Here is a 26489-nt window from a genome sequence, read left to right on the forward strand (position 1 = left end):
GGCGTCAGCCCACCCGCGCGCCCCGGGCGAGGGCGTCCCGCGCCGCCTCCTCGGCGAGGGCGCGGTCCTCCGGTACGAGGCCGATGCGCGTACGGCGGTCGAGGAGGTCGGAGGTGTCGAGGGCGCCTTCGTGGCGGACGGCCCACACGAGTTCGGCTCCGGTGACCGGGTGGCCGGGCAGCACGGGCCGGGCGAGCGCGGGGTCCTCGACCCCGAGCGCGTGGACGCCCGCCGCCTCGGTGCCGTAGCGCCGTACGAGACGGGGCGGGAGGTCCAGCCGGGCGAGGGTCTGCGGCCTCGCCGCGCCGACGAGGGGCAGCGACGCGGTCCTGCACGGGCCCGCGCCCAGGCCGCGCGCGGCCACGGCGGCGTCGACGGCGTCCTGCGCCATGCGCCGGTAGGTGGTCAGCTTGCCGCCGACGACGGTGACCACGCCGTCGGGCGAGGTCAGCACGGCGTGCCTGCGCGAGATGTCGGCGGTGCGCCCGCCCTCGTCCCGCGTGTCGAGCAGGGGCCGCAGGCCCGCGAACGCGCCGACCACGTCGGAGCGCTCGACCGTGACGTCCAGCGCGGAGCCGAGCACGTCGAGCAGGAAGCCGATGTCGGTCTCGGGCACCTCCGGCACATCGGGGACCTCGCCGTCGACGGGCTCGTCGGTGAGGCCCACGTACACCCGTCCGTCGCCCTGCGGCAGGACCAGCACGAAGCGGTTCGTCTCGCCGGGGATCGGGATGTGCAGGCCCGCGGAGAGCGGGCCGAGGCTCTCGGCGCGCAGCACGAGATGGGCCCCGCGCGAGGGCCGCAGCCGCACGTCCGGGACGAGGCCGCCCGCCCAGACCCCGGCGGCGTTGACGACGGTACGGGCCCGGACGCGCAGCTCCTGTCCGGTGGTCTCGTCGCGGACCAGCGCGCCGTCCCCGTGGAGCTCAAGCGCCCGGGTCCGGGTGAGGATCCGGGCGCCGTGGGCGGCGGCGGTGCGGGCGAGGGCGGTCACCAGGCGGGCGTCGTCGCTGAGCTGCCCGTCCCAGGAGAGCAGCCCGCCGCGCAGCCCGACCGGGCGCAGCGCCGGGGCGAGGTGGCGGGTCTCGACGGCGGACAGCGTGCGCGGTCGCGGCAGCGTGCGCCGCGAGGTGCGGGCGCCGAGGCGCAGCAGGTCGCCGGCGAGGAACCCGGCGCGGGCGAGGGAGGCCTGGCCCCGGCTGACGAGCGGCGTGAGCGGCAGGACGAACGGCTGGGCGCGCACGAGGTGCGGGGCGGTGCGCTCCATGAGGATGCCGCGCTCGACAGCGCTCTCGTGGGCGACGTCCAGCTGGCCGGAAGCCAGGTAGCGCAGTCCGCCGTGGATCAGCTTGGAGCTCCAGCGGGAGGTGCCGAACGCGAGGTCGTGCGCGTCGATCGCGGCCACACTGAGCCCGCGCGTGGCCGCGTCGAGTGCGGCTCCCGCCCCGGTGGCGCCGAGCCCGACGACGAGCACATCGACGCTCTCGCCCTCGGCGAGCCGCTCCAGTTCGCGGCGGCGCCGCTCGGAGTCGAGCGAGGAGCCGGGCCGGGCGGTGCTGCTCATGGGGTTCATGGCGTGAGCGTCCTCTCCAACAGGGTGCGCAGCTCGTCGAGGAAGGCGGCTTCGCTCAGTTCGGGATCGGTCTCGTCGGTCATGGTGCGCATCGACAGCGTGAAGGACTGGACGACGAGCAGCAGGGTGCGGGCCTGGAGGTCCGGCCGGACGCGCCGTACGGAGCCGTCCTCGTGGCCGTCCTCAAGGGCCGAGTGGAGCAGCCCGAGCAGGGCGTCCTGGCTGGCGCCCCGCCGGTCCAGGACGTACGGCAGGAGCAGCTCGGGGTCGACGTCGAGGATCTTGTGGAAGAGCGGGTGGGCCCGGAAGGCCGTGGCCCCGGCGACCAGTCCCTCGACGATCCGCTCCCGCTCCGGCCGGTCCTCGTCGGAGGGCGGCATCGCGTCGGCGGCGACGGCGATCCACTCACGGGTCATCAGGTCGCCGACGAGGCTGCGCACATCGGGCCAGCGCCGGTAGAGCGTCATCCGTGACACGCCGGCGCGCCGGGCGACATCGGTGAGGGTGGTCCGGCGTACGCCGACGGCGAGGACGCAGTCGCGAGCGGCGTCGAGTACGGGATCTGCGTCCGCATGGTTGTGACGAATGGGCGTCATCTGTCACAGTGTAATGCCAGCGCAGGCCGTTCGGCAGCGCCGTCCGTGAAACAGACCGTGAGGAACCTCTCGAAGTGGACATGTTGTGGAGCGGCTGGGGCGACCCGGCCAAGGCGGCGCCCCTGCCCGAATCCGTCACCGGCCTCCTGCGCGACCTGCTCGGCGTCACCCCGCGCGAGAGCGGCCCGTCCGCCCTCGCCCAGATCGAGGCGCCCGCCCCGACCCTGACCGACGAGGCGAACGACGCGCTGCGCGCCGCCGTCGCCGCACCGGACGGCGTACGGGACGACGCCGAGAGCCGCATCCGCCACACCCGCGGCAAGTCCACCCCCGACCTGCTGCGCATCCGCGCCGGCGAGGTCGACGACATCCCGGCCGCCGTCGTGCTCCCCGGCAGCCACGACGAGGTCCTCGCCGTGCTGCGCGCCTGCGCCGAACACGGCCTGTCCGCCGTCCCGTTCGGCGGCGGCACCTCCGTCGTCGGCGGCCTCGCGCCCACCACGAAGCGCCCCTTCGTCGCCCTGGACCTGCGCCGCCTCGACCAGCTCCTCGCCGTCGACGAGGTGTCGCGCACCGCGACGCTCCAGCCCGGCCTGCGCGGCCCCCGCTGCGAGGAACTGCTCAACGAACAGGGCTGGACGCTCGGCCACTTCCCGCAGTCCTTCGAATGGGCCTCCGTCGGCGGCTTCGCCGCGGCCCGCTCCAGCGGCCAGGCCTCCTCCGGCTACGGCCGCTTCGACGAGATGGTCCTCGGCCTGACGGTCGCCACCCCCGAAGGCACCCTGGAGACCGGCCGCGCCCCGCGCTCGGCCGCGGGCCCCGACCTGCGCCAGCTGATCCTCGGCTCCGAGGGCGCCCTCGGCGTGATCACCGCCGTCACCGTCCGCATCCGGCCCCTCCCGAAGAAGCGGATCTACGAGGGCTGGCGCTTCGCCTCCTTCGAAGCGGGCACGGCGGCACTGCGCCGCCTCGCCCAGGACGGCCCCCGGCCCACGGTCCTGCGCCTGTCCGACGAGTCGGAGACCTTCATCGGACTCGCCCAGCCGGACGCCATCGGCAGCTCCGAACTCCCCGAGAACCCCGGCTGCATGGCCATCGTCGGCTTCGAGGGCACCGAGGACGAGACGGCCGCCCGCCGCGCCGCCGTCCGCGAACTCCTCCTCGCCTGCGACGGCGAGTTCATCGGGGAGGAGGCCGGCGACAAGTGGGAGCACGGGCGTTACAACGCGCCCTACCTGCGCGACGCGCTGCTCGACGCCGGCGCGTTCGCGGAGACGCTGGAGACGGCCGCCTTCTGGTCCGCGATCCCCGGCCTCTACGCGGCGGTGCGCGACGCCCTGACCCGTACCCTCACCGAGGCCGGCACCCCGCCGCTCGTCATGTGCCACATCTCGCACACGTACGAGAACGGGGCCTCGCTCTACTTCACGGTCGTCTCCGCGCAGGGCGAGGACGCCGTCGCGCACTGGGCCCCGGTCAAGCGGGCCGCCAACGACGCGATCCTGGCGGCGGGCGGCACCATCAGCCACCACCACGGCGTCGGCACCGACCACCGCGACTGGTACGCCCAGGAGATCGGCCCCCTCGGCATCCGTATGCTGCAGGCCGTGAAGGCCGAGGTCGACCCGTCCGGGGTCCTGAGCCCCGGGGTCCTGATCCCGCTCCGCTGAAGTCGCACCACCGGTCCCACCCTTCCCGCCCGCTCCTGCCGATCCCTTCTCCTGCCGCCGGAGGCCAGATCCATGCGACAGTTCACCGCCGTCGTCAACCCCACCGCAGGGGGTTCCAGCGGCACGGCGGGCCTGCTCCCGCTGGCCCGGCTGCTGAGGGAGGCGGGGGCGGGGCTCGACACCGTCTACAGCCGCAGCCTGGAACACGCGCGGGAACTCGCCCGGGAGGCCGGCGCCAAGGGGCACGTCGTGCTCGCCGTGGGCGGTGACGGCATGGCCGGCACCGTCGGCGGCGCGCTCAGCGGCACCGACACCGTCTTCGGCCTCGTCCCGGCGGGCCGGGGCAACGACTTCGCCCGCGCTCTGGGGCTCCCGACCGACGCCCCGAGCCTCGCGAAGGTCCTGCTCGAAGGCGAGCCGCGGGCCGTCGACACCGTCGAGGTGGAGTCCGCCGTCCACGCCAGGACCTGCGTCCTCGGCAGCGTGTACGCGGGCGTCGACGCCGTGGCCAACCGCCACGCCAACGCCTCCCGCCTGCTGCGCGGAGCCGCGTCGTACTACGCGGGCGGCCTGCGCGCGGTCCTCGCCTGGAAGCCCGCCACGTACCGGATCACCGTCGACGGGATATCCCACGAGCGGACCGGCTACACCGTGGTCGCCGCCAACTCCGGCTTCTACGGCTTCGGCCGGAAGGTCGCGCCGAGCGCCCGCGTCGACGACGGACTGCTCGACGTCGTCGTCATCAAGCACGCCCCGAAGCACCTCTTCTTCGCCCTGATGAACGAGCTGAAGACCGGCGCGCACGTACGGCGCCCCGAGGTCGAGATCCTGCGGGGCGAGGAGGTCCGCATCGAAGCCGACCGTCCCCTCCCGTACGGCGCCGACGGCGAGGTCGACGCGACCCTGCCGGTGACCCTCCGGGTCCGCCCCGGCGCGCTCCGGGTGCTGGCCTGACCGGGCAGGGGCGGAGCCCCGGGCGGCTTCCCTTCCGGCCTTCCGGCCCGGCGCTCCGCCCCGCCTTCCTCACTCATCCCGCAGCGCTCGGCAGAAGAAGTTCCCGACCCGGCGCCGGAGTTCCGCCCTGATCGGCGACGGGTCGCCCGCTCCGACGAGGGCGGCCCGCGTGGCGGCCGTCACGAGTCCGGCTGCCTGAAGCTGCGGGACCAGCGCGGCGAAGTCGCTGAACGCGCCGTGATCGCTCGCCGCGAGGACGGCGCGGCTCGCGCGCAGCCCCGCCCATGAGCGGTCGATACGGGCGGCACCCTCGAAGCCGTCGGTACGGAAGAGCAGCAGCGGCCGGTCGAAGCGGCCCGGACCGGACGGCGGGCGGAGGTCGAGATAGCCCTCCAGATTGGCCACGGCGCGGACCCGGACGTCGTCCTGGGCCGCGTACACGGCGGCGGTACCGCCCGCCGAGTGCCCGTAGACCCCGATCCGCCCGAGATCCATGACGGAGTCGGACGGCAGGTCGCCGAGCCGGTCGAGGACGAAACGCAGATCCGCGACCCGGGTGTCGATCATCGTACGGAAGGTCTCGGGGTCCGGCGGCCCGTAGAGGACCGTGGTCCGCAACCCGCCCGGGAGCTCCACCTGGCTCGCGTCCCCGGGATGGTCCACGAGGACGACGACCCGGCCGTGGCTCGCGAGGTCCTCGGCGAGCGTGCTGCCGAGGGTACGGGCGTCGCCCCCGCCCGGGCTGTACAACAGCACCGGTCGGCGCCCCGGCAGCGGCGGGGCGCCCACGTGCCCGTGGGTCAGGACCGCGCCCCAGTCCACCACCCCCGCCCGCGGCAGCCCGGGATGCGCGAGCGGGGCGTACTCGGCGAAGAACCCGGCGGCGGCGGGCGTGAGCTGCGGGGCGCGCGGGCAGCCCCGTACCGTACGGGCCGGATACAGCACCGTGAGCATCACCTCCCGCACCCCGCCCACCCACGGGTCGGTACGGGACGGGTCGGTCAGATGGACGGTCCGCAGGCCGACGGGGTGCGGCCCGGTCGGCGCCGGAAGCCGGAGCACCGCCCCGGCGGCCGCGGTCCCGCCCGTCGCGGCGAGGAGACCGGCCGAGGCGGCCCCGAGGAGCGCGCCCCGGACGAGGGTGCGGCGGCTGATGGCATGGTTCGAGGTCATGGCGGCATCCTGGGGACGGGACGGGGGTCCGCGCGAAGGTTCAGGCCCTGCCCGAAAGGCTGGTGTCGAGCGGGGAGATGTGCGGGTGCTGCGAATCCACTTCACGGCGGACGACCTGGCGAGGGTCCGTTTCGCCCCGCGCCCCGCGCCGCTGCAAGAACTCCACGCGGCCCTGACGACGGCCGTCGCGCCGCGCGCCGAGCCGCTGTTCGGACCGTGGCGGGGCAGGGTGCTGCGTACTCTGCCCGCCGCCTCCGCACCACTCGCCGACCTCGTCCCCGCCGGCCGCCCGCCCTCCTTCCTCGACGCCGTCGGCGACACGCTCGCGGCCGGCTTCGAGCACATCCGCTCGACCCACCCCGACACCGTCCGCTCCGAACTGGAGCGGGTGTACGGGGCGGGCCCCGCGCCCCGCTGGCTCCGCGCCCTGCACGCGGGCGAGGAGACGGCATGGCGCACGGTACGCCGAGCCCAGCGCGCCGCCTACGAGACGGTGCTCGCCCCCGTCTGGCCCCTCGTACAGGACCTGCACCGCGACGAGTTCGCCCGCCACGCCCTGTCGGTCGCCGAACACGGCCTGTCCGGCGGGCTGACCGCACTGGCCCCGGGCAGCCGGTTCCACGCGGGGGTGTGGGAGTGGCCGGGGGTGGGGGAGGCGGCCGAGGCGCAGGTGGCGGAGGCGGCCTGTGACGTGGCCGGGCTCCACGTCGCCCGAGCGGCCGGCGAGGGATCCGGGATCGGTGTGTGCCGCTCGGGAGCCGAGATCCAGGCGGCCCGCGACGGAGCCGAGGCCCGCCGGGCCCGCGACGCAGCCGACACCCACGCGCCCCGCGACGCACCCGGAATCCACGGGAGCCCCGCCGACACCCACACCCCCCACGACATCCACCTCGCCGGCCGCGGCCTACTCCTGCTGCCGACCTTCCACCACCCCGCCGGCCCCCTCGTCCAGGACCTCCCCGGGCGCCCCGTGGTCCTCACCTACCCGGCGGGCCCCGGCCTCCCGCTCGTAGCGGAAGGGCCACCCGGGCGGGACGAAGCCCTGGCGCCCGTCCTCGGCCGGACCCGCGCCGAACTCCTCCGGCTGCTCGGTGAGCCGCACACCACGACGGACCTGGCCCGTGCCCTGCGCGTCAGCAACGCGACCGCGTCCGCCCACGCGGCGGCGCTGCGCGGGGCCGGTCTTGTGACGACGCGGCGCACGGGGAGGTCGGTGACGCACGAGCGGACGGCGCTCGGGACGCTGCTCGTCGCGCACGACGGCCCGTAGGGGGGTCTCGCTCACGCCCCACCCGGCCCCGGCGTCCGTCTCGTTGAGGACCCGGCGGCCCCCGCGTAGCACTTGAGGATGACCCGGGGCCCATACCGAGAGGGATCTTTGCGCCCGGGACGGAACCCGGCGCCCCGGGCACCGTCTTGCTCCCCGTGCCGGCTTGATCGTCGAGTCGGCCTGAGGAGGGTCTGATGGCAGGTCAGATGGGCGCGGCGACGCGGGAGAAGGCGTCCGCGCCGGAGTATCAGGGGGCGCTCGGGTCGCTGTCGGTGAACGCCTCCCTGCCCGAGGTGCTCGCCAAGGGCGTCGAGGAGCTCCGGTCGGCGGAGCGGTCCGGCGACCTCGGGGAGGTGGCCCGCTGCGGACTGGCCGTGGCGGAGGCGTGCCGCAGGCTCGGGCGGATCGAGGAGGCCGACCGGGCGTGGAAGGCCAGCTTCCGGGCGGCCCGCACGGCCGGGCACGAGGGCGCGATGGCCTGGGCCCTGTGGAGCGGCGGCACCCTGGCCCGCCAGCGCGGCGCGCTCCGGCTCGCGTACCGGCTGCTCGGGCTCGCCGCCGAGGCGGGCAAGCGCGGCGGGGACGTCGTCGTGCGCGGCTACTCGCTGGCCGGGCTCGCCGAGACCGGGCGCATCCAGGGTGACTACGAGGCCGTCGGCAGGCTGCACGAGCAGCTCCTCGCCGAGGCCCGCCGCCGGGGCGAGGCCCGGCACACGGTGTGGGCGCTGGAGGGCATAGCGCAGATGCACCGCAACACCGGCTCCTACGACCAGGCCCTCGCCCTGTTCGAGGAGGCGGCCGAGACGGCGAGGAGCGCCGAGGACCGGCGCGGCTGGGCCTGGGCCCTGCGGGGCATCGCCGACGTGGTGTCCGTACGGGACGGGGACGTGGAGCGCGCCCTGTCGCTGCTGGCGGAGGCGGAGGAGGCCTGCCGGGAGATACGCCTGGCCGGCGCCCTCGCGTACAACCACAAGATGCGCGGCAACGTGCTGTACCGGGCGGGCCGTTACGCGGAGGCCCGTGACCTGTACACGCTGGCCCTGGAGGAGTTCCGGGGGATGGAGGAGCCGCGCGGGACGGCCCTTTCCAGGCTGGGCCTCGTCAAGTCCGAGGCCCGGCTCGGCCGCGACACCGCGCGGACCGCGGCGGAACTGACCGAGCTGCGTACGACGTTGGACCGCATCGGGCTGCGGCACGCCAGGGACATGGTGGACAAGGCCGCGGCCGAGCTCGGGGTCGGCCCGCTGCCGGACCCCGAGGGTGCCGTACGGGGAGCCACGGAGCCGGTGCTGCCGGCCGTCGGGGTACGGGCCCTGCGCGCGGCCGACGTGGAGGCGCTGCGGTGAACACCCTCCCGACGCCGCCCTCCCCGCTCCGCGCCCCCGCCGGACCGCCTGCCGCCCCCACACCGCCCGCACCGACGCCGCCGCGCGCGCCCCGCGGTCCGGCGCCCGACGTGGCCCGGGTCCTGGAGCGGTGCCGCGACCTGACCCGCCCCGCACTGGTGGACGCGGTGGGCCGACTGCACCCCTGGATCGGCGAGATGTCGGCGTACGCGCTGGGCTGGGCCGACCCGACCGGGCGCCCGGACCCCGGCGGCTCCGAGGGCAAGGGCGTCCGTCAGGCCCTCGCCGTCCTCGGCGCGGAGGCCGTCGGCGCCGACGCCGCCGACGCCGTCCCGGGAGCCGTGGCCGTCGAGCTGGTCCACACTTTCTCGCTCCTCCACGACGACATCATGGACGCCGACGGTTTACGCCGACAGCGCCCGGCCGTCTGGAAGGCGTACGGGACGGGCCCGGCGGTCCTGGCGGGCGACGCGCTGCACGCCCAGGCCGTGACGGTCCTCGCCGAGGCCCCGAGCCGCCACACGGGCGCGGCGGTCCGGCGCCTCTGCTGGGCCCTGAACGCCCTCGTCTCCGGCCAGGCGGAGGACCTGCGCTTCGAGGAGCGCCCCTGGTACGGGCCCGGCGCGGTCGGCCCCGGGCAGTACCGGTCGATGGCCGAGGGCAAGACCGGCGCCCTGCTGGGCTGCGCGCTCGCGCTCGGCGCGGTCCTCGGCGGCGCCCCGGAGCGGACCGTGACCGCGCTCGACCGGGCCGGGCGCCATCTCGGCCTCGCCTTCCAGGCGGTGGACGACATCCTCGGCATCTGGGGCGACCCCGTGGTGACGGGCAAACCCGTCCACGCCGACCTGCGCCGGCGCAAGAAGACGTACCCGGTCCTCGTCGCCCTGGCCGGCGGGGGAGAGGCCGCCCACGAACTCGTGACACTGCTCTCGTCGCCCCGGCCCCTCGACGACGCCTCCGCCGAACTCGTCGCCGCGCTCGTGGAGGAGGCCGGCGGGCGCGCCGCGACCCGCGACGAGGCCCGCCGCCACCTGGACGGCGCGCACCGCGCCCTGCGCGACACCCCGCTGGCGCACACGGCCGCGCGGGAGCTGGACGCGCTGTTCACGCACGTCCTCGACCGCACCTGGTGATCCGCCACCCGTCCGCACCCCGTCGACCGGGACCATGACCGAACGGCGTCACCACCCCCCGGTGGTGACGCCGCTTCTGGTGGGCGGGTGAGGACTACTTACCGAACCACGCGTTGTGGATGGTCAGCGTCGACGTGTTGCCCTGCTTGTCCGTGACCTCGGCCGAGAGCGCGATGCCACGGTCCTTCGCCGGGCTCTGCACGGAGATCCGCCCGTCCGTGACCCGGACCCGCTGCCAGGTCTTCCCGTCGTCGTAACTCACGGACACCGTGAGCGACTTGAGGTTCCGGCCGGCCGCCGAGCCCTGCACGGTCACCGGGACCAGGAGCGGCTTGTCCGCCGGGGCGCGGGTGGCCAGGTCGACGGGGGCCGCGAAGCGGACCGTGGACACCGGCAGCGCCGTGGTGGCCGCGACCTGCCGCGAGCGGAACGTGAAGCCGGCCTCGATCCGGCTGGAGGCGGCGGCGAGGGCCGCCGGGCGCTCCACGGAGGTCGTCAGCCGGTACTCGGCGTCGGAGCCGTCGACCGTGAAGGGCTTCGAGCCGGTCAGCGGGTCGTCGTTCTCGGCGACCTTGACGCCGTCGCGGTACAGCGTCGACGTGGCCGAGCCGTACGGGCTGAACCCGGGCTGACCCTTGCCGTCGGCGAAGACGGGCAGGGAGCCGATCAGCTGCTGCTCGCCCGTCGCCGGGTCGGGCGCGGTGCGGAAGACGCCCTGCTCCTTGCCCAGGAGCGGCCCGAAGACACCGGTGTTGAAGGTCTCCCGGTACGTCCTCCCGGACTCGTAACGCTTCGCCTTCGGCATCTCCAGGCTGCCCTCGAAGGCCGGGTAGCCCCACTGGTCCGGCGCGCCCTCCTGGCCGAACCGGGTGAGCCACTTGACGCCGTCGGCGGTCGAGACATGGAAGGTGCGGGTCCCCGGTGCCGCCTGCGGCGCGTAGAAACCGTTGCCCTCGGGCGCGCCCGGCAACTGCGCGAACGGGGAGGCGATGGCGTTCTTCCCGGGCGCGGAGGCGCCGAGACCGACCTTGAGGGTGGCCAGCTCGTCGGTCTTCACGTGCTTGGTGTAGCCGGTCGCGACCGTGTTCACCGGGCCGCCGAAGGCCACCGAATACTGGCTGGTGGCACCCTTGAGGAAGTGCGCGTCCCAGGTCTGCAGGAGCGAGCCGTCGGTGACGGCCGGGCCCAGGTGGGCGGTGCGGAAACCGGTGAAGCCCCGAAGGACCCAGCCGTTGCCGACCCGGCCGGACTCGGTGTCGCGCTCGTAGTACGTGCCCGCGTAGTCCGCGCGGTCGATGCCCGGCACGGTCAGGTCCACCGGCTTGGCGGTGCGCGCGTCCGCCGTGAGGGTCATGTCACCGGTGACCTCCAGCTTCGGCTGGGAGATCCAGTCGGTGCCCTTCGCATAGTCCGAGGGGTCCTGGTAGACGGCGGTGTCGAAGGTGTACGAGCCCTTGGGCACCCGGATGGTGTGGCTGCCCGGCTCGTTGTCGACGCGGGAGTAGAAGCCCTTGGCGGGGCCGCCGACACCGAGCAGGGTGCTGTGGAAGGTCGCCGCGTCGGAGCCGTCGCGGTCGACGGCCCGGAGCGTCACGTCGTACGACTCCGCCTCCCGCACGGCCACGGCGGCGGTGCGTACGGACTGGCCCGCGCCGGTGGCGGTGACATAGCCGGAGTAGGTGCCGTCGGCGTCGCCGATCCTGGTGTCCGCGACGAGGTCGACCTCGGCCGTGCCGCCCGCCGGCACGGTCACCTTCGAGGCGCCGAGGGCGAAGAAGCCGGCCGGGGCGGGCTTGCCCGCCGGGTCGAGACCGGCCACGGACAGGTCGAGGGTGACGTCGGCGGTCCCGAGGTTGCGGTACGTCAGCTTCTTGGTGACCGGCCGGTCGTCGGCGTGCGGCCACAGCGCCGTGCCGAAGTTCAGCGACACCGGCTCGGCGATCACGCTCTGGGCCAGCGCCGCGTCGACCTGGACACGGCCCGCGCCCTGCTGGAACGGGGTGTACGCGCCGCCCTTGGCGGAGCCGGTCAGCGCGCCCTTGAGCTCGGCCGCCGTCCAGTCCGGGTGCCGCTGCTTCAGGATCGCGGCGGCGCCCGCGACATGCGGGGTCGCCATGGAGGTGCCGTCGATCTGGAGGTAGCCCGGCGCGGGGTGCGGCGTGCCGGGGCGCTTGTCGATGGCGCTGCCGGGAGCGGCGGCCGCGGTGATGGCGACGCCGGGCGCGGTCAGGTCCGGCTTGACGGCGCCGTCACCGGCGCGCGGCCCGATGCTGGAGAAGGGCGCGAGCCGGTCCTCGTGGTCGACGGCGCCGACGGTCAGCGCGGCGTCCGCGCTGCCGGGCGAGCCCACCGTGGAGGCGCCGCCCTCGCCCTCGTTGCCCGCGGCGACGGCGAAGAGGATGCCCTTCTCGGCGGACAGCCGGTTCACCGTCGCCTCCAGCGGGTCGACGCCGGGGGAGTCGTGGCCGCCGAGGCTGAGGTTGACGACGTCCGCGCCTTCGGCGGCGGCCCACTCCATGCCCGCGATGACGGCGGAGTCGTCGCCGAAGCCCTCGTCGTCGAGGACCTTGCCGCTGATCACCTCGGCGCCCGGCGCGACCCCCTTGTACCGGCTGCCGGACAGGGCGCCGGTGCCAGCGGCGATCGAGGCGACGTGCGTGCCGTGCCCGACCCGGTCCACGGCGTCGGGGGAGGCGGAGAAGTTCTTCTCGCCCACGACCTGGGTCCGCAGGTCCTCATGGGTCTTGTCCACGCCGGTGTCGAGGACGGCGATCCTGACGCCCTTGCCGTCGAAGCCGGACGCCCAGGCCTTGTCGGCGCCGATCTGCGGCACGCTGCGGTCCAGGCGCGCACTGCGCACCCCGTCCAGCCACACCGTGCGGATACCGGCGGCGGTGGCCCGCAGGCCGGTGCTCCGACGGTCGGTCAGCGCGTTCCACACCCCGGCCAGATCGTCCCCGGAGGCGGTGACGGCGTCGGCGTTCAGCGTCGGGAACGTGCGCTGCGACGGGGTGGCCCCGGCGGCACGGACCTCGGCCCGCGCCGCCGCCGCGCCCCCCTCGTACTGCACGATCAGCTTGAGCCCGGAGCGGTGGCTCTCGCGCAGCCTCGGGTCGGTCAGCACGTCGAGGTCGAACAGCCGCTGGTCCAGCCGGCCTTCGGCGATCAGCGACTGCGCGTCGGCGGGCACCACCAGGGTGCGGCCCCCGGCGCGCTGCACCTGGACGGGTATGCGCTCACGGCCCGCGGCGGCCTCGAAGGCCACCATCCGGCCCTTGGCGTCCACCACCACGTGGTCGCCCGTGACGAGCGGGATCCGCTCGTTGCCCCCGACCCGTGCGGTGTCCGGCGCGGACGCCGACTGGGCGGTGATCGCGGTCGCGGGGCCGCCGGTCATGCCCGCCGCCAGGGCCACCGATGTGGCCGCCGCGACGGTGAAGGCACGTGTTCGCTTCACGTATGGACGCAAGTCTCCCCCAGGAGCCTGGAATGAAGTGGTGTGGTCGATTCCGGCCAGGGGGCGCAACGCCGCCCGCCGCCGGTCAGCGCAGTATGCGAGGCGGCCGGGACGTGATCAACGCCGGTACGGACGTGGGGGATTGATCCGTACGACTTCAGGCCATCGTGGCGTCGCCGAGTGGGATGGGACGGCGATGGGCGTGTGACCGTCGTGTGACGGCGGGACGATGCTTGTGCGACACCGGCACGCGGCGACCGCCCCGGATCGCGGTCAGGACGGGCCCGTACGCGCTTGACGCGGACCGCCGCGCCCGCAGTCGGAGCGCGCTGCTCCGATTGGCCGTATCCGAACGGCGGTCGAACACCCCTCGCGATCCGGCAGGGTCACCCCGATCCGGCCGGGTCACCGGGACGGCGGCCCCGGACGCGGGTAGACCCTGGTCTGCTTGACGCTGCCGAAGGCGAAGCTGGACTCGATCGACGCGATGCCGGGGATGGCGTGGATCCGGGTGCGGACGAGGGCCTCGTACGCCTCCAGGCTCTCGATGACGACCCGCAGCAGGTAGTCGCTGCTGCCGGCCATCAGATAGCAGTCCTGGATGTGGTCGATCAGACCGACGTGCTGTTCGAACACGTTCACCGCCTCGGCGGTGTGGCGATCGAGCCGGATCCGTACGAAGACCGTGATCGGCAGCCCGAAGGCGACCTGGTCCACGGTGGCCGTGTAGCCGGAGATCAGACCCGTCTCCTCCAGCCGGCGCACCCGGCGCAGACAGGGGGAGGGCGAGAGCCTGATCCGGTCGGCGAGATCCTGGTTCGACAGGCGCCCGTCGGCCTGCAACTCGTGGATGATCTGGAAGTCCACGGCGTCCATGGTCGCTCCTTGGCGCATCTTGGCAGATTCTGCCCCCAGGCTAGGAGCAGCGGGCAGAACTAGCAATCATCTGCCCGCCCCCTCGCTCTACGGTTGCTCATCGGGGGAGGTCGACTGCCGATTTCGCCTGTACGGCAACGAGCGGGAGGAATCTGTGGTGGCCGCGACGCGAACGACGGAGAGGCGGCCGGTGGAGCCGCCACCGGTCCGGGGGCTCTCCCCACGGGCCGTGGGCATGGCGGCCCTGCTGCTCACCGTGGCGATCTGGGCCGCGTTCGCGCTCAGCGCCCGCGCGCTGAGCACCTCCACGCTGCTGCCCGCCGACGCCGCCCTGCTGCGCTTCGGCGTGCCCCTGGTCGTCCTGGCGCCCGCCCTGTGGCGGCGCAGGCGCCGACTGGCCGCGGTGCGCCCGGGCCCGGCGCTGAAGATCGTCTGCGGTGCCGGGGTCCCCTTCTTCCTCGCCGCGATGTACGGCGGCTCCCTCACCTCCGCCGCGTTCGTCGGGGCGATCGTGCCCGGCATGGTCCCGCTGTTCGTCTCCGCCCTCGTCGTCGCCGGCGGGAAGAGCGTCCCGCGCGGGACGCAGGCGGCCGGGCTCGCCCTCATCGTGGCGGGCGTCGCGGCCCTGGTCTGGCGCCACCTGACCGCCCTCGACGCGGACGTCCTGCTCGGCACGGGCACCCTGCTCGTCGCCAGCGGCCTGTGGGCGCTCTACACCGTCGGCCTGCGCGAGGTGGACCTCGACCCCGTCGGATCCATCGGCCTGCTCTGCCTGCCCTCCCTCGCCGTCATCGCCCTGCTGACCCTCACCGGCGTCCTGCCCTCCGGCCTCGCCCACGCCACCGGCTCCGACATCGCGCTCTTCCTCGTCGTACAGGGCCTCGGCGTCGGACTGTGCGCCGGGCTGCTCTACGCCTTCGCCATCCGCAGGCTCGGCCCGGAACGCAGCGCCACCGTCGGCAGCCTGAGCCCGGCCGTCGTCGTCCTGCTCGCGACGCTCCTCCTCGACGAGCCGCCGACCGCGCCCGTCCTGGTCGGCGTCCCCCTCATCACCCTCGGCGTCGTACTCGCCAACCGCCGCCCCAGAACCGAGGTTTCACCCGATGCTTGAGCTCCTCCCCGCCCCGCCCGTCGACCCGCTGTGGGACCTGACCGCCGAGTACGCGGACGACCCGCGCCCCGAACGCCTCAACCTCGTCCTCGGCGTCTACCGCGACCACACCGGCAACACCCCCGTCATGGGCGCGGTCAAGGAGGCCGAGATACGCCTGGCGGAACGCTCCGGCTCCAAGGAGTACCTCGGCCTCTCCGGCAACGCCGCGTTCAACCGCGCCATGCTGACCATGGTCCTCGGCCGCGAGGCCCTCACCGCCCGGGCGACGGCCGTCCAGACCGTGGCCGGCACCGGCGCCCTGCGCCTCCTCGCCGACCTCGTACGCCAGACACGCCCGGGCGCCACCGTGTGGATCAGCGACCCCGCGTACGTCAACCACCGCCCCATCCTGGAAGGCGCCGGCCTCACCGTCCGCACGTACGGCTGGCTCGACCCCGCCCGGATGCTCACGGAGCTGCGGGAGGCGGGGCGCGGCGACGTCGTCCTGCTCCAGGGCTGCTGCCACAACCCGACCGGAGTCGCCCCCTCCGCCGAGGCGTGGGACGAACTGGCCGACCTCGCCGCCCTCAACGGCTGGGTCCCCTTCGTCGACCTCGCCTACCACGGACTCGGCGACGGCCTCGAAGCCGACCTGGCACCGACCCGGCTCCTCGCCACACGCCTCCCCGAGGTCCTGATCGCCGTCAGCTGCTCCAAGAACTTCGGCCTCTACAGCGACCGCACCGGCTGCGCCATCGTCCTCGGCACCTCCCCGCGCACCCTCCGGCACGTCGAGACCACCCTCCAGAACGCCGCCCGCACCCTGTACTCGATGCCGCCCGACCACGGCGCCGCCGTCGTCGCCACGGTCCTGGCGGACGAACGGCTTCGCACCGCCTGGCACACCGAACTCGAAACGATGCGCCTGCGCATCACCGACAACCGCGCGGACCTCGTCGCCCACCTGACCGCCCTCGGCCACGAGCAGCCGGCGCGGTCCCTGGCCCGGCAAAAGGGCATGTTCTCCATGCTCCCGCTCCGCCCGGACCAGATGGCCCGGATGCGCCGCCGCTCCGGCATCTACGGCACGACCTCCGGCCGCATCAACATCGCGGGCGTCCCCGCCCACCGCATCCCCTTCCTGGCCCAGGGCATAGCCGACGCCCTGCACGCGGAGGTCTGACGGACGCCGCCCTCAGGGGCGCAGCACCGGGAAGGCGACCGGCTCCCACAGGGCCCGGGTACCGTCGGGCGGCTCCTCGGCGGACCGGCCATCCGTGGTCCACGTCATGGCGTGGGCGGAGCCACCGTCGGCGGCGGGCCAGCCGGGGTCCCCGGTACGGGCGAAGTCCGCCCAGGCGCGGACCATGCGGTCGGCCAGGTCGTGGTCCTCGGCGCTGGGCGCGCCGCCGATGAGGAAGGCGAGGGCGTCGTCGTGGAGGTTGCCGAAGGCGAAGGGAATGTCGGCGCAGTGCCAGGCCCGCACGGTTCCTCCGGCGCCGCCGCGCCGCCGGTCGAAGCGGGCGAGGTGGGCCCGCCCGCCGGCCCGGGTGTGCCGGTCGACGAGCCGGCGGGCGTACTCGGCGAAGAGCAGGTCGCCGAAGACGGCGAGATAGACGTCGAGGACCGGGGCGTGCGGCGCGAGGGCGCGGTAACCGTCCACCAGGCCGTCGGGCAGCCCGAAGTCCGCCGCGAAGGCGCGGAGTCGCGCCTCCGTGGTGACCTTGGCGCTGCTGCCCACGGCGTCGAGGAGCCAGTACTCCTCCGTCGTGTGGCAGACCAGCAGATCGACCTCCCGGGCCAGCCCCCGGTCCATCCCGGTGAGCGGATCGACGGGCAGCACGTCGCCGTCGAGGACGGGGGCGTACAGCGAGGGGTCGTAGTGACGGGACCCGGAGGCGGGATCACGCCGGTACGCCTCGACGACCCGGTCCCCGGCACGCACCAGGTCCCACGGGCTGGTGGCCGCCAGCCCGTCGGCCGTGGCGGGGCAGCCCGCCGCGGCGGCGATCTCGCGGGTCGTCGCGGCGGCGATGCCGGGCGGGTAGCAGGGGCTGGCCGGGCTGTGCGCGATGGCCCGCCGGAACAGACCGCGGGCACGGTCCATCACCATCAGGCAGGCCACGGAGGCGGCTCCGGAGGACTGCCCGGCGACGGTGACGTTGCCGGGATCGCCCCCGAACGCGCCGATGTTCGCCCGCACCCAGCGCAACGCCGCGACCTGGTCGAGCAGCCCCCGGTTGTCCGGCCGGACCGTCCCGCCGCCGGGCACGTGCCCGAAGCCCTCGAACCCGATCCGATAATTGAGGGTGACCACGACCAGACCGGCACGGGCGAGAACGGTGCCGTCGAAGTCGGGCTGGGCGGAGGACCCGAAGGTGTAGGCGCCGCCATGGATCCACACCAGCACGGGCAGACACCCGCCCTCCGGAGCCGGAGTCCACACGTTCACGGTGAGCACGTCCTCGTCGCCCGGCGACCAGACGGGCGCCCCCGGCAACTCCGCCGACTGCGGCGAGACACCCCCGAACCGCCCACACTCCCGCACCCCGTCCCAACCCACCACCGGACGAGGCTCCTTGAACCGGTCGACACCGAACGGCGGCGCGGCATAGGGAACACCAAGCACAGCGACGACACCCCCGAAAACCCGAACCCCCCGAACCCGCCCACTGTCCGTCCCGAACACCACCACGACAACCACCTCTCACCCCGCCACCGCACCGCCCTTGGGGGCGGCAGACCCTCAACTTCACACGACCGGGCCCGAGGGCACCAACAAAAAAGCGCGACATCGAGGACGACGACCGCGACGACTTCCTCGTCCTCCTCCCCGACGGCACCCCGGCCGGCCACATCGCGCTGAGCGACCAGAACCTTGCCAGCGGCACAGCTCAGATCGAGCTGATGCTCGACGCTCGGCACCGTGGGTGCGGCCATGGCACCGCCGCCCTCGACGCCATGGTGGACCTGGCCTTCGGCGAGCTCCCGATGTACCGGCTCACGGCGGACACCCACACCGACAACGCCCCCGCGCTCGCCGTCCTCGCCAAGTCCGGCTTCACCCAGGAAGGGATCAGTCGCGCGGCCTGCCTCCACCGCGGCCGCCGCCACGACCTCGCCGTGTTCTCACTGCTCCGCCCCGAATGGGAGGAGCTGAACCGCCCGCGCGCCTGGGACACCTGACCCGCCGGAGCGCGTAGCCGCCCTGGCGAGGCGCTCAGCACGAGGGAAGCGGATCACCGGCACCGGTCAAGTCGCGGATCACCGGCACCGGTCAACTCGTCGACACGCTGGGAGAGGTCGTGCCACGGACGCGGGGCGACCACCGGCACCCCCGCCTCCCGGGCCTGCTCCGCCAGCCACCGTCCGTACAGGACGCTGACCCGGGCCCGATGGTGCTGCGGTCCCTCCTCGGGCTCGCGGGCGAGGTAGTTGGCGACCACCCGCGCTTCGCTGTCCTCGTGGACGACGACACCCCGCACCGGCCCGCGCGCCGCCGCGAGCCCGGGGAGCAGGTAGTCGCCTTCGACGATCACCGGAGTGTCCGTGTCCACATGGTTGGCCACGACCGCCTCGACCGCCGGAACGAGTGCGCGCGCGATCTCGATCTGCCGCTCGACCACGAACTCCGGCTCCCTGCGGGCGGCTTCCGGGTGGGTGCGCCAGTAGTGCACAGCGGGAAGATGCTCAGGCCGGGTCACGGCCAGCAGCGCCTCCACGACATCGTCGATCTCCACGACGGGAACGCCGTACAGCCGCGCGAGCCGACGACTGACCTCGGTCTTCCCCATCCCGGAAGCACCCCCGACGATGAGCACACGCCAGTCGGGCGCCTTCTGTACGCACGTGCAACTGTCCACACCGAAACTGTAGTCGGATGCCCCGGGGCCGATCACTCGCGACCGACGCCCCCATAGGATCGGCCGATGAACGACACGACCGCCACCACCGCCACCACCCACCTCCGCGTAGGGGCCTCTACGCCCACCCCCTCCCTCCTTCTCCGCCCTTGGTCGATGGACGACGCGGCCGCACTGGTAGAGGCGTTCGAGGACCCCGTACTACGGAAGTGGACAACCTCCGGCGTGCGGAACGAGGCCGACGCGAAGCGATGGGTCCGGACCCAGGAAGACGGATGGGCCGCGGGCACCCGCTACAGCCTCGCGGTCCTCGAAACGACGCCGGCCGATCCGGACCACGGACGGCTGGCGGGCAACGTGGTGCTCAAGCGAGCGGCAGCCGCCGGTCACACGGCCGAAGTGGGCTACTGGACGGCGGCGCACGCCCGCGGGCGCGGCGTGGCGCCCCGCGCCCTGGAGGCACTCACCGCCTGGGCCTTCCACACCTTCGAGGCCGAAGGACTGACCCGCCTCGAACTCCTCCACCAGGTCGACAACCAGGCATCGTGCCGCGTGGCCGAGAAGACCGGCTACACCTTCGACCACCTCCTGCCGGCAACCCCGCCCGCCTACCCACTCGACGGCCACCTGCACACACGACACATCGCCTGACGCGAGTGGCCGCCCCCGCCCCGAAACCCCTTTGCTCCGAGCTCCGCCCACTTGATGAGATACAGGATCGATGGGGAGGGGAGGGAACGGCTTGGCGGTGTTCGAGTGCGCGGGCTGCGGTACGGTCCTGACGGCGCCGGTGTCGGAGGTGGCGCTGCCGATCCACCTGGCCGACACCCACTGGGAGCGGCTGCACCCGCTCCTGCTGGAGGCCGGTTCCTACGCCGTCGACCCCGAGCCTTTCGGGCCGCCGTGGCGCGCGGTCGTGGAGGACGAGGCGGAGGAGTGGTTCGCGCCGTTCGGCACGCTGTCCGACGGACCTTCGGACACGGTCCTCCTCGCGCCGGGCGACGTACGCGGCACGAGGCTGATCCTGGAGCGGGCCGGCGGCTACTGCATGGGCATCGACGGGAGCGACGGGCCGAACCTCGCCTGCCTGGGCTGCGACCTTCCGGTCGGTACGAGGATGGACGACTGCGGCTGCTGGCAGGTCGTCCGGCTCGACCCGCGGGCGGTCGTGCGGTTGCCCGGACCGCCGGAACGGCCGGTGGCGGACTGGGCGGAGCTGCTGGCCACCGACGCGTTGTGGCACCGGCTGAGCGAGTACCGGGACATCCCGGCGGGCGTGGCGCTCGCCCAGGCGGTGGCAGCCGCCGCCGGACAGCCGGTCGAGGCGGCGCCAGGACCGGTCGCCGAGCTCCTGGGCCGGGCACTCGGCGCGATCTTCCCCGCCGGGGGCGGTGCGAGACGACTGGACCTCGCGGGACCGGGCTTCGGCGAGCCGGCCGCCGACCTGCTGCTGGTGCCGGTCCATCCGCAGACCGGCGAGCCGTGGCAGCCGCGCACCGGCGCGGTGCTGGTCCCCATGGACGCCGCGCTCTGGGCCGAGCTCGCCTTCCCGCCCCACCGCACCCGACTGCCGGCGGTGGGCGGGCTACCGGCGGGCGTGGAACGGGACGACCCGCTGCCACTCCACCCGCAGTTCATGTTCGAGCCGTCCAGAAAGGCATTCTGGAGCACACTCGCCCGCACACCCGCCGCCAAGGAACCGTGGCTGCGGGCGCTCTACGACCGACGATGGTGACGAGCGCCGGACCGGCCCGAACCAAGCTCCGAACATGTCCGGTCCGACGCGGGCGATCGAGTCGGCGGCAACGCGCTCCCCGCGCCACTGCTATCCCGGCAGGGTGGCGGCCAGCTCACCCACCAGGGCGACATCGTGGCAGTCGCCGTCCCGGCCGGCGCCGCCCCGACACCACCACACCGGTGGGCCGACCGCGTCCGTTTCGCCCTGATACCCGTCGTCGGCGGTCCCCGCGCGACGGAGATGCACTCCGGATTCGTGCTCCTCGCAGATCGGCCAGACCTGCCAGAGCAGCTCCATGATGGTCTCCTGCGCCCCATCCGCGACGGCGGTCAGGGCCGCCGCCGGATCGTCCGGCTCCGGCGGGTCGCCCTCCTCCAGGTCGCACTCATTGACCGGGTTGCCGTGCCAAAGGCCGTCCGGCATCGCCACGTAGACCTGATCGCTGCCGATCCCGCTCCGGGGCGAAGACTGCTCAGACGGGACGACCATCAGTACCAGCGGGCCCTGTCCCGGCAGGGTCGCCGCCAGATCGCGGTTGATCACAGCGAGCGCGGCCTCCAGCTTCGGCCACTCGCCGGGCTCGGCTCGCCTGGGTGCCGAGGGAAGCTGCCGGTCATGACCAGGGCCGACGGGGAAGTACGAGAAGTGGTCCACCGGGGCATCATCGCAGCCCCGCTCCGGGGGCAGTTCGTCCAGGCGGAACACAACGCCACCCGACCCGGCCACCCGCGACGTACGGAACTAGCCGGCGACCCTGTGAGGGAGCGCCGTCTCGCCGGTCGCCTCGCCGAGCTGCCGTGCCATCTCCTCGACGATCAGGTCGGCGGCTTCGGGCGAAGCCGCGCCCTCGACGGATACGGCCCACGTACCGGCGAGCTCCCAGGAGACGGAGACCAGGGCTGTCCCCGTACGGAAGGAGTGATCGCCCTCTTCCTCGGCCGACTCGCAGGCCAGTGAGCGAGGCTGGAGGAGCGTCGCGTAGTCGATCCCGGGCAGCACGGGCCAGTCGTTCCCGCTCGCGGTGCTGATCGTGTACGCCGCCTCGACGGAGTCCGCGTCCCGCGCGGAGTCGAATTCACACGGTCCGGTCGTCGTGAACGTCTCGTCGCCGGGCGCGTCGTGGGTGTTCCTGAGCGTCTCGAAGAGCTTTCTGAGCATCCGTACGAAGTCTCCTTCTCGCGGTCTGACACGTCCCGTCCTGCTGTCCCGGCTTCGGCAGCACGCCGCCCTACTCCGCCCGCACCGACGCCCAGATGCGGTCCGACAGGACGCGCGCGGCCCGGTCGGGGTCGAGTTCCTCCGGGGTGGCCAGCCAGCGGTGGGCGGCCACCGCCACCGGGCCGACGATCAGGACCTCCAGGAGGGGGTCGGGGAGCGGGGCGATCTCGCCCGAGTCGACCCAGCGCCTCAGGTGGTCGGCGAGCCGGGGGAAGTGGTCCGGCTCGACGCCGCGCGCCCGGTCGGCGTCGACGGCCAGGTAGCTGGAGTACGCCGAGCCGTGCAGGTAGCGGGCGACCGCCGGGTTCTCCTGGATGAAGCGCAGATACGTCGTCACGAAGGCCCGGATGCCGGTGCGCGCGGTCCGGGAGCGGTCGACGGCGGTGAGCGCCGCCCCGTACGTCTGCTGGAGGCAGTGGCCGTACAGGGCCGCCGCCAAGCCGTCGAAGCTGCCGAAGTGGTGGTACAGACTGCCGAGGCTCACCCCGCTCGCCCGCGTCACCGCGTTGACGGTGAACCCGGCCTGCCCGGACGTGGCGAACACATCGAGCGCCGCGGTCAGGAGGCGTTCGACGGTGGCCTCGCCACGGGATTGCTTTGCCATGCAGGGAGTATAGGCAGAGGTGAAGATGTGGAATATTTTTCTAGAAACTAGTTCTAGGGGCATCGCTCGTGGGTACATACTGCGGCCATGAATGATGTGATGATGAAGCTCGTCTCCGCCGCCATCACGGGCGCCCTGGTCGCCCTCGTCGGCTACGCCAGCGTCGCCCGCCGCCGCAGGCAGGTCGCCCGCGCCGAGGCCGCCCAGACCTCCACCGAGGACCCCACCCAGACACTGCTGCGCCACGCCGAGGACGCCGACCGCCACCGGGACGAACTGGCCACCCAGGGCCGCGTGACCGAGGCCCTCGACCACGCCCGGGCGGCCGTCGAGCACTGGACCGCCCTCACCCAGGCCCGCGTGGGCCGCTTCCAGGCCGAACGGCAGTCCGCCCTGCGCCGCCTGGAGGAACTGCGCAGCCGCGCCGGGTCGGCCTGAGCGCGCGGGGACTCCCCGTGGCCATCGCCCACTGGACCAGCCGCAGCCGCGACCCCGCCGCCGTGTCCGCCGACATCGCCCGCGCCCTCGCCGCCGAACTCCGCCTCCCCGGCCCGCCGCCCGTCCACGTCCTCGCCGGCGACAGCGAGGGCGTCCCGGCCGGAAGCCTCCTGCCGCCCCGCGAGCGGCTCAGCGGGATGCCGGCCCCGACCCACTGCTTCGTGTACGTCGACGCCCCCGCGCCCAGGCCGTTCGAGCTGCGCGCCTCCGTGCTGACCGGCCGCGCGATCCGCCGCAGCTTCGGCCTGGGGCTGCTCCAGTACGCCGTGCCGCTCGCCGTCCCGGTGCCCGGCCCCGCCGCCCTCGGCGAACCCCGGCGCGGGCGCCCGTCCGCCTTCGAGGGCGACCCCGACGCGGCGCGACGGCTCAACCTCGACCCCGAACTCCTCGCCCTGGCCGACCACGTGTCCGCCACGGTCGCGGGCCCCGACTCCACCCACCGCTGGAAGGTGGACCGGCTCCTGACCGTCGAGCCCCGACCGGACGGCGGGCTGCTGCTCGCCCGCACGCTGCACCGGCCGACCGCCGGCGGCTGGACCCTCGCCGCGGAGGCGGTCCTCGCACTCGCCGCCCGGATCGAGAGCGCGCTGAACTAGGACGCGCCGCACCAGGGACCGCGCGCGCCGGGTCGCCCTGGCGTGCGCGGTCCCGGCCGCGTTCCCGGGGCGGCCCGGGCTCCTGCCCGTATCGAAACGTCCGTACATCCGTACATCCGTCGTCCCGTACATCCTTCGCCCGACCTCTTGTCGAGGGCCCCGGGGCTCTCTAATGTGAACCTTCAAATTCCAGGGAAGCCATACCCCTGGCTTCGCGAGGGACATATTTTGAACGATCAAATTGATCATCGGGCCCCCGTCGGCGGCCCGACCCCGGGCTACCTCGACTTCGCCCGGGTCGGCCCCCTCACCCCCGAGGCCGCCACCGCGCTCGCCGACGCAGTCGCCCTCGCGGGCCGGTGCGGGCCCGCCGACCTCGACCGGCTCTTCGCGCTCAGCGACGCCGCCCGGGCCTCGGCGGCCCGGCTCCTCGACGCCCGGCCCCACGAGATCGCCCTCGCCCCCTCCACCAGCAACGGCCTGTTCACCGCCGCCGCCGCCCTGCGCGGGCCCGGCACCGTGCTGGTGCCCCGGGACGAGTTCCCCGCCAACGTCTACCCCTGGCTCCGCTTCGCCGGCCGAGGCGGCCCCGACGTGCGCTTCTTCGACCCGGACCCGCGACGGCGCGTCTCGGCCGACCTCCTGCGCCGACACCTCACCCCCGACGTCACCGCGCTCGCCGTCAGCGCCGTCGACTCGCTCACCGGACACCTGGCGCCGCTCGCCGCCCTCAAGGAGGTCCTCGGGCCGGACCGGCTGCTGATCGTCGACGCCATCCAGGGACTCGGCGCCGTCCCCCTCGACGCCCACGCCGCCGACATCCTCGTCAGCGGCGGCCAGAAATGGCTGCGGGCCGGGTGGGGAGCCGCGCTGCTGCTGATACGTGACCGGTGCGCCGATCGGCTGACCCCCGGGCTCGGCGGCTGGGCCGGCGTCACGGAGCCCTTCGCGGCACGACATCCGGCACCACCGCTACCCGGCGCCGCCGCACACCTCGCCACCAACCCGGACTTCCCGGCGGCCGCCGCCATCGGAGCGGCCATCGACAGCGTGCTGGCCCGGGGCGGTCCGGCCGCCGTGGGGACCCGTATCCGGGCCACCCTCGCCGAACTCCTCGACCGGGCACGGCGGGCGGGCGCCGACGTCCTGCTGGACGGCGTGGGGGAGCGGGAACGGGCCGGCATCGGCACCTTCCGCCTGCCCGGTCACGACCCCGCCGGCGTCCATCACGCCCTCGAAACGGCCGGGGTCATCACCACACGCCGGGGGGAGTGGATCCGGCTCTCGCCCCACACCTCCACGACGTCCGCCGCGGCGGACCTCTTCGGCGACGCGCTCGACACGCTCACCCGGCGCACGAGCCGCGCTCCCACGAGCCCCACCGGCCCCGCCAGCACCAGTCCCAGCACCACCCCACGCACACGCATATGCACAGGCACAGGCACCACCCCCAGCAACCCCACCCACCCCCATAGCCAGGAGCCGACATGTCCCACCACTCCCACCCCCTGAGCCGCCGCCGGATACTCCAGCTCGCCACCGCCTCCGCCGCCGGACTCGGCCTGACCGCGTGCGGCAGCGGCGGTTCCGGCGGCGGTGCGGGCGGGGCCGACGGCGACAGTGGTCCGATCACGGTCTGGAGCTGGACCACCGCGGCCGAGGCCCTGCGCGGGGTCGTCCCCTCCTTCGAGCGGGACAACCCCGGCATCAAGGTCGACGTGCAGGACCTCGGCAACCCCGCCATCTGGGACAAGATCACCGTCGGCCTCGCCTCGGGCGGCAAGGGCCTCGCCGACGTCCTCCACATCGGGGTCGACTACCTGCCCGGGTACATGGAGAAGTTCCCCCAGGGCCTCGCCGACCTGTCCAAGCTGGGCGCCGACCGGCACAAGGACGCCTTCGTCGAGGGCCTGTGGCCGACCGTCGTGGGCAAGGACAAGGCCGTCCACGCCCTCCCCTGGGAGGTCAATCCCCTCGGCCTCTTCTACCGCCACGACTACTTCGAGAAGGCCGGCGTCGACCCCGCGTCGATCACCAGCTGGGACGACCTGATCGCCGCCGGGCCGAAGATCCGCGCCGTCACCGGCGCCCGCCTGCTCGGACTCGACAAGCCCGGCGCCAACCAGGACGTGGACTTCTTCCAGAACCTCATGCAACTCCAGGGCGCCTTCTACTTCGACGCCGACGGCAGGATCACGCTCGCCGCCAAGCCCGCGGTCGAAGCCCTCACGGTCATCAAGCGCCTCAACGACGCCGACCTCGTCAGCGACATCGCGGGCGAGGGCACCTGGAAGCGACTGGTCGGCCAGGGGAAGCTGGCCACCGCCCCCGACCCCGCCTGGGCCGTCGAGTACCTGGCCTCCAAGTTCCCGGCACAGAACGGCAAGTGGCGGGTCATGCAGCCGCCCGCCGCCGTCCCCGGGGGAGGGCGCAGCGCCCTCGTCAACTCCACCTACCTGTCCGTCTCCGCCACCAGTAAGCGGCGCAAGGCCGCCTGGCGGTTCATCGAGTACGCGCTCACCAAGCCGGCCGAGATCAACAGGATGTTCGCCTCGGGTGGCGTCTTCCCGGCCCTCAAGGCGGCGTACGACGACCCGAAGTTCAGCGCACCGCACCCCTTCTACGGTGGCCAGCAGGTGCTGCGGTCCTTCGTCTCGTCCCTCGGCTCGAAGACGGCACCGACCAACTTCACCGGCGACTACAGCCGCGCCCTGAAGTTCGCCGCCGACGCGCAGACCCAGGTCCTGCTCAAGGGCGCCGACCCGGCCACCGTGCTGAAGGCCGCGGCCGAGCAGCTCGCCCAGCAGACCGGCCGGCAGCAGGCGGCCTGA

23 protein-coding genes and 1 pseudogene are annotated in these 26489 nt (G+C 74.1%); 14 read left to right on the forward strand and 10 right to left on the reverse strand.

Annotated features, from left to right (window positions below):
* Window positions 1–4: 4 nt before the first annotated feature.
* Together ABTZ54_RS02515 and ABTZ54_RS02520 are read right to left on the reverse strand one after the other, a co-directional pair.
* Window positions 5–1573, reverse strand: a complete 1569-nt coding sequence (locus ABTZ54_RS02515) for a glycerol-3-phosphate dehydrogenase/oxidase (protein WP_351656150.1) — start codon at window positions 1571–1573, stop codon at window positions 5–7.
* Window positions 1570–2169 (reverse strand): TetR/AcrR family transcriptional regulator, encoded by a 600-nt coding sequence (locus ABTZ54_RS02520; protein WP_351656156.1) that lies wholly within the window; start codon window positions 2167–2169, stop codon window positions 1570–1572. Before ABTZ54_RS02520 ends, ABTZ54_RS02515 begins: the two co-directional genes overlap by 4 nt.
* 74 nt (window positions 2170–2243) lie before the next feature.
* On the opposite strand from ABTZ54_RS02520, the gene ABTZ54_RS02525 reads away from it, so the two are divergent.
* Both ABTZ54_RS02525 and ABTZ54_RS02530 read left to right on the forward strand, forming a co-directional pair.
* A complete protein-coding gene (locus ABTZ54_RS02525) occupies window positions 2244–3839 on the forward strand; it encodes an FAD-binding oxidoreductase (RefSeq protein ID WP_351656161.1) in 1596 nt (531 codons plus the stop codon).
* Window positions 3840–3911: 72 nt separating this feature from the next.
* Complete coding sequence (locus ABTZ54_RS02530) at window positions 3912–4793, forward strand: diacylglycerol/lipid kinase family protein (protein ID WP_351656165.1); 882 nt, start codon at window positions 3912–3914, stop codon at window positions 4791–4793.
* 69 nt (window positions 4794–4862) lie between these two features.
* On the opposite strand, the gene ABTZ54_RS02535 is transcribed toward ABTZ54_RS02530, so the two are convergent.
* Window positions 4863–5966, reverse strand: a complete 1104-nt coding sequence (locus ABTZ54_RS02535; protein ID WP_351656168.1) for an alpha/beta hydrolase family protein — start codon at window positions 5964–5966, stop codon at window positions 4863–4865.
* A 79-nt stretch (window positions 5967–6045) separates the two neighbouring features.
* Here ABTZ54_RS02535 and ABTZ54_RS02540 point away from each other — a divergent pair, with 79 nt between their 5' ends.
* The 3 genes from ABTZ54_RS02540 to ABTZ54_RS02550 all read left to right on the forward strand — a co-directional run bounded on the left by ABTZ54_RS02540 (window position 6046) and on the right by ABTZ54_RS02550 (window position 9715).
* Window positions 6046–7236, forward strand: a complete 1191-nt coding sequence (locus ABTZ54_RS02540; RefSeq protein ID WP_351656171.1) for a helix-turn-helix domain-containing protein — start codon at window positions 6046–6048, stop codon at window positions 7234–7236.
* Between the two features lie 194 nt (window positions 7237–7430).
* Window positions 7431–8582, forward strand: coding sequence for a tetratricopeptide repeat protein (locus ABTZ54_RS02545; RefSeq protein ID WP_351656174.1), 1152 nt, complete (start codon window positions 7431–7433; stop codon window positions 8580–8582).
* Window positions 8583–8692: 110 nt separating this feature from the next.
* Window positions 8693–9715: a polyprenyl synthetase family protein gene (locus tag ABTZ54_RS02550; RefSeq protein WP_351656445.1), complete on the forward strand. Its 1023-nt coding sequence runs from the start codon at window positions 8693–8695 to the stop codon at window positions 9713–9715.
* A gap of 94 nt (window positions 9716–9809) precedes the next feature.
* Here ABTZ54_RS02550 and ABTZ54_RS02555 read toward each other — a convergent pair whose 3' ends face one another.
* Window positions 9810–13172 carry a S8 family peptidase gene (locus ABTZ54_RS02555; RefSeq protein WP_502997162.1) on the reverse strand — a complete coding sequence of 1121 codons (3363 nt, stop codon included), beginning with the start codon at window positions 13170–13172 and terminating at the stop codon, window positions 9810–9812.
* Between the two features lie 405 nt (window positions 13173–13577).
* Window positions 13578–14048: an Lrp/AsnC family transcriptional regulator gene (locus ABTZ54_RS02560; protein ID WP_351656179.1), complete on the reverse strand. Its 471-nt coding sequence runs from the start codon at window positions 14046–14048 to the stop codon at window positions 13578–13580.
* A gap of 157 nt (window positions 14049–14205) precedes the next feature.
* Here ABTZ54_RS02560 and ABTZ54_RS02565 point away from each other — a divergent pair, with 157 nt between their 5' ends.
* Window positions 14206–15159 (forward strand): DMT family transporter, encoded by a 954-nt coding sequence (locus tag ABTZ54_RS02565; RefSeq protein WP_351656185.1) that lies wholly within the window; start codon window positions 14206–14208, stop codon window positions 15157–15159.
* Window positions 15152–16324 (forward strand): amino acid aminotransferase, encoded by a 1173-nt coding sequence (locus ABTZ54_RS02570; protein WP_351656189.1) that lies wholly within the window; start codon window positions 15152–15154, stop codon window positions 16322–16324. Before ABTZ54_RS02565 ends, ABTZ54_RS02570 begins: the two co-directional genes overlap by 8 nt.
* A 12-nt stretch (window positions 16325–16336) precedes the next feature.
* Here ABTZ54_RS02570 and ABTZ54_RS02575 read toward each other — a convergent pair whose 3' ends face one another.
* Window positions 16337–17836: a carboxylesterase/lipase family protein gene (locus ABTZ54_RS02575; RefSeq protein ID WP_351656193.1), complete on the reverse strand. Its 1500-nt coding sequence runs from the start codon at window positions 17834–17836 to the stop codon at window positions 16337–16339.
* Window positions 17837–17916: 80 nt separating this feature from the next.
* Here ABTZ54_RS02575 and ABTZ54_RS02580 point away from each other — a divergent pair.
* Window positions 17917–18327, forward strand: a pseudogene (locus ABTZ54_RS02580) (GNAT family N-acetyltransferase); the annotation flags it as partial.
* 53 nt (window positions 18328–18380) lie between these two features.
* On the opposite strand, the gene ABTZ54_RS02585 reads toward ABTZ54_RS02580, so the two are convergent.
* Window positions 18381–19004 carry a hypothetical protein gene (locus tag ABTZ54_RS02585; protein ID WP_351656201.1) on the reverse strand — a complete coding sequence of 208 codons (624 nt, stop codon included), beginning with the start codon at window positions 19002–19004 and terminating at the stop codon, window positions 18381–18383.
* Between the two features lie 66 nt (window positions 19005–19070).
* Between ABTZ54_RS02585 and ABTZ54_RS02590 the strand changes: the two genes are divergently transcribed.
* Window positions 19071–19655, forward strand: a complete 585-nt coding sequence (locus ABTZ54_RS02590) for a GNAT family N-acetyltransferase (RefSeq protein WP_351656206.1) — start codon at window positions 19071–19073, stop codon at window positions 19653–19655.
* 97 nt (window positions 19656–19752) lie between these two features.
* The gene (locus ABTZ54_RS02595) at window positions 19753–20739 is read left to right on the forward strand and encodes an SH2 domain-containing protein (protein ID WP_351656451.1); all 987 of its coding nucleotides are present in this window, start codon (window positions 19753–19755) and stop codon (window positions 20737–20739) included.
* Window positions 20740–20829: 90 nt separating this feature from the next.
* Here the strand turns inward: ABTZ54_RS02595 and ABTZ54_RS02600 are convergent, their stop codons facing one another.
* The 3 genes from ABTZ54_RS02600 to ABTZ54_RS02610 form a co-directional block, all read right to left on the reverse strand.
* Window positions 20830–21447 carry a hypothetical protein gene (locus tag ABTZ54_RS02600; protein WP_351656210.1) on the reverse strand — a complete coding sequence of 206 codons (618 nt, stop codon included), beginning with the start codon at window positions 21445–21447 and terminating at the stop codon, window positions 20830–20832.
* 36 nt (window positions 21448–21483) lie between these two features.
* Entirely contained in the window at window positions 21484–21900 is a 417-nt protein-coding gene (locus ABTZ54_RS02605) for a hypothetical protein (protein ID WP_351656213.1), read from the reverse strand.
* A 70-nt stretch (window positions 21901–21970) separates the two neighbouring features.
* A complete protein-coding gene (locus ABTZ54_RS02610) occupies window positions 21971–22564 on the reverse strand; it encodes a TetR/AcrR family transcriptional regulator (RefSeq protein ID WP_351656216.1) in 594 nt (197 codons plus the stop codon).
* 87 nt (window positions 22565–22651) lie between these two features.
* Here ABTZ54_RS02610 and ABTZ54_RS02615 point away from each other — a divergent pair, with 87 nt between their 5' ends.
* The 4 genes from ABTZ54_RS02615 (at window position 22652) to ABTZ54_RS02630 (ending at window position 26489) form a co-directional block, all read left to right on the forward strand.
* The gene (locus ABTZ54_RS02615; protein WP_351656219.1) at window positions 22652–23002 is read left to right on the forward strand and encodes a hypothetical protein; all 351 of its coding nucleotides are present in this window, start codon (window positions 22652–22654) and stop codon (window positions 23000–23002) included.
* Between the two features lie 17 nt (window positions 23003–23019).
* Complete coding sequence (locus ABTZ54_RS02620; RefSeq protein WP_351656222.1) at window positions 23020–23658, forward strand: hypothetical protein; 639 nt, start codon at window positions 23020–23022, stop codon at window positions 23656–23658.
* Window positions 23659–23886: 228 nt separating this feature from the next.
* A complete protein-coding gene (locus ABTZ54_RS02625; protein WP_351656225.1) occupies window positions 23887–25170 on the forward strand; it encodes an aminotransferase class V-fold PLP-dependent enzyme in 1284 nt (427 codons plus the stop codon).
* Window positions 25146–26489: an ABC transporter substrate-binding protein gene (locus ABTZ54_RS02630; RefSeq protein ID WP_351656229.1), complete on the forward strand. Its 1344-nt coding sequence runs from the start codon at window positions 25146–25148 to the stop codon at window positions 26487–26489. The genes ABTZ54_RS02625 and ABTZ54_RS02630 overlap by 25 nt, the downstream gene beginning before the upstream one ends.

It is taken from the genome of Streptomyces sp. NPDC094032 (assembly GCF_040303965.1).
Taxonomy (GTDB): domain Bacteria; phylum Actinomycetota; class Actinomycetes; order Streptomycetales; family Streptomycetaceae; genus Streptomyces.

Excerpts from the sequence above, each read along its gene's own strand:
- ABTZ54_RS02535 (WP_351656168.1), bottom strand. The coding sequence starts at position 5,966 with ATGACCTCGAACCATGCCATCAGCCGCCGCACCCTCGTCCGGGGCGCG.
- ABTZ54_RS02560 (WP_351656179.1), bottom strand. The coding sequence starts at position 14,048 with ATGGACGCCGTGGACTTCCAGATCATCCACGAGTTGCAGGCCGACGGG.
- ABTZ54_RS02630 (WP_351656229.1), top strand. The coding sequence starts at position 25,146 with ATGTCCCACCACTCCCACCCCCTGAGCCGCCGCCGGATACTCCAGCTC.
- ABTZ54_RS02615 (WP_351656219.1), top strand. The coding sequence starts at position 22,652 with ATGAATGATGTGATGATGAAGCTCGTCTCCGCCGCCATCACGGGCGCC.
- ABTZ54_RS02545 (WP_351656174.1), top strand. The coding sequence starts at position 7,431 with ATGGCAGGTCAGATGGGCGCGGCGACGCGGGAGAAGGCGTCCGCGCCG.
- ABTZ54_RS02605 (WP_351656213.1), bottom strand. The coding sequence starts at position 21,900 with ATGCTCAGAAAGCTCTTCGAGACGCTCAGGAACACCCACGACGCGCCC.
- ABTZ54_RS02590 (WP_351656206.1), top strand. The coding sequence starts at position 19,071 with ATGAACGACACGACCGCCACCACCGCCACCACCCACCTCCGCGTAGGG.
- ABTZ54_RS02530 (WP_351656165.1), top strand. The coding sequence starts at position 3,912 with ATGCGACAGTTCACCGCCGTCGTCAACCCCACCGCAGGGGGTTCCAGC.
- ABTZ54_RS02570 (WP_351656189.1), top strand. The coding sequence starts at position 15,152 with ATGCTTGAGCTCCTCCCCGCCCCGCCCGTCGACCCGCTGTGGGACCTG.
- ABTZ54_RS02520 (WP_351656156.1), bottom strand. The coding sequence starts at position 2,169 with ATGACGCCCATTCGTCACAACCATGCGGACGCAGATCCCGTACTCGAC.
- ABTZ54_RS02610 (WP_351656216.1), bottom strand. The coding sequence starts at position 22,564 with ATGGCAAAGCAATCCCGTGGCGAGGCCACCGTCGAACGCCTCCTGACC.
- ABTZ54_RS02515 (WP_351656150.1), bottom strand. The coding sequence starts at position 1,573 with ATGAACCCCATGAGCAGCACCGCCCGGCCCGGCTCCTCGCTCGACTCC.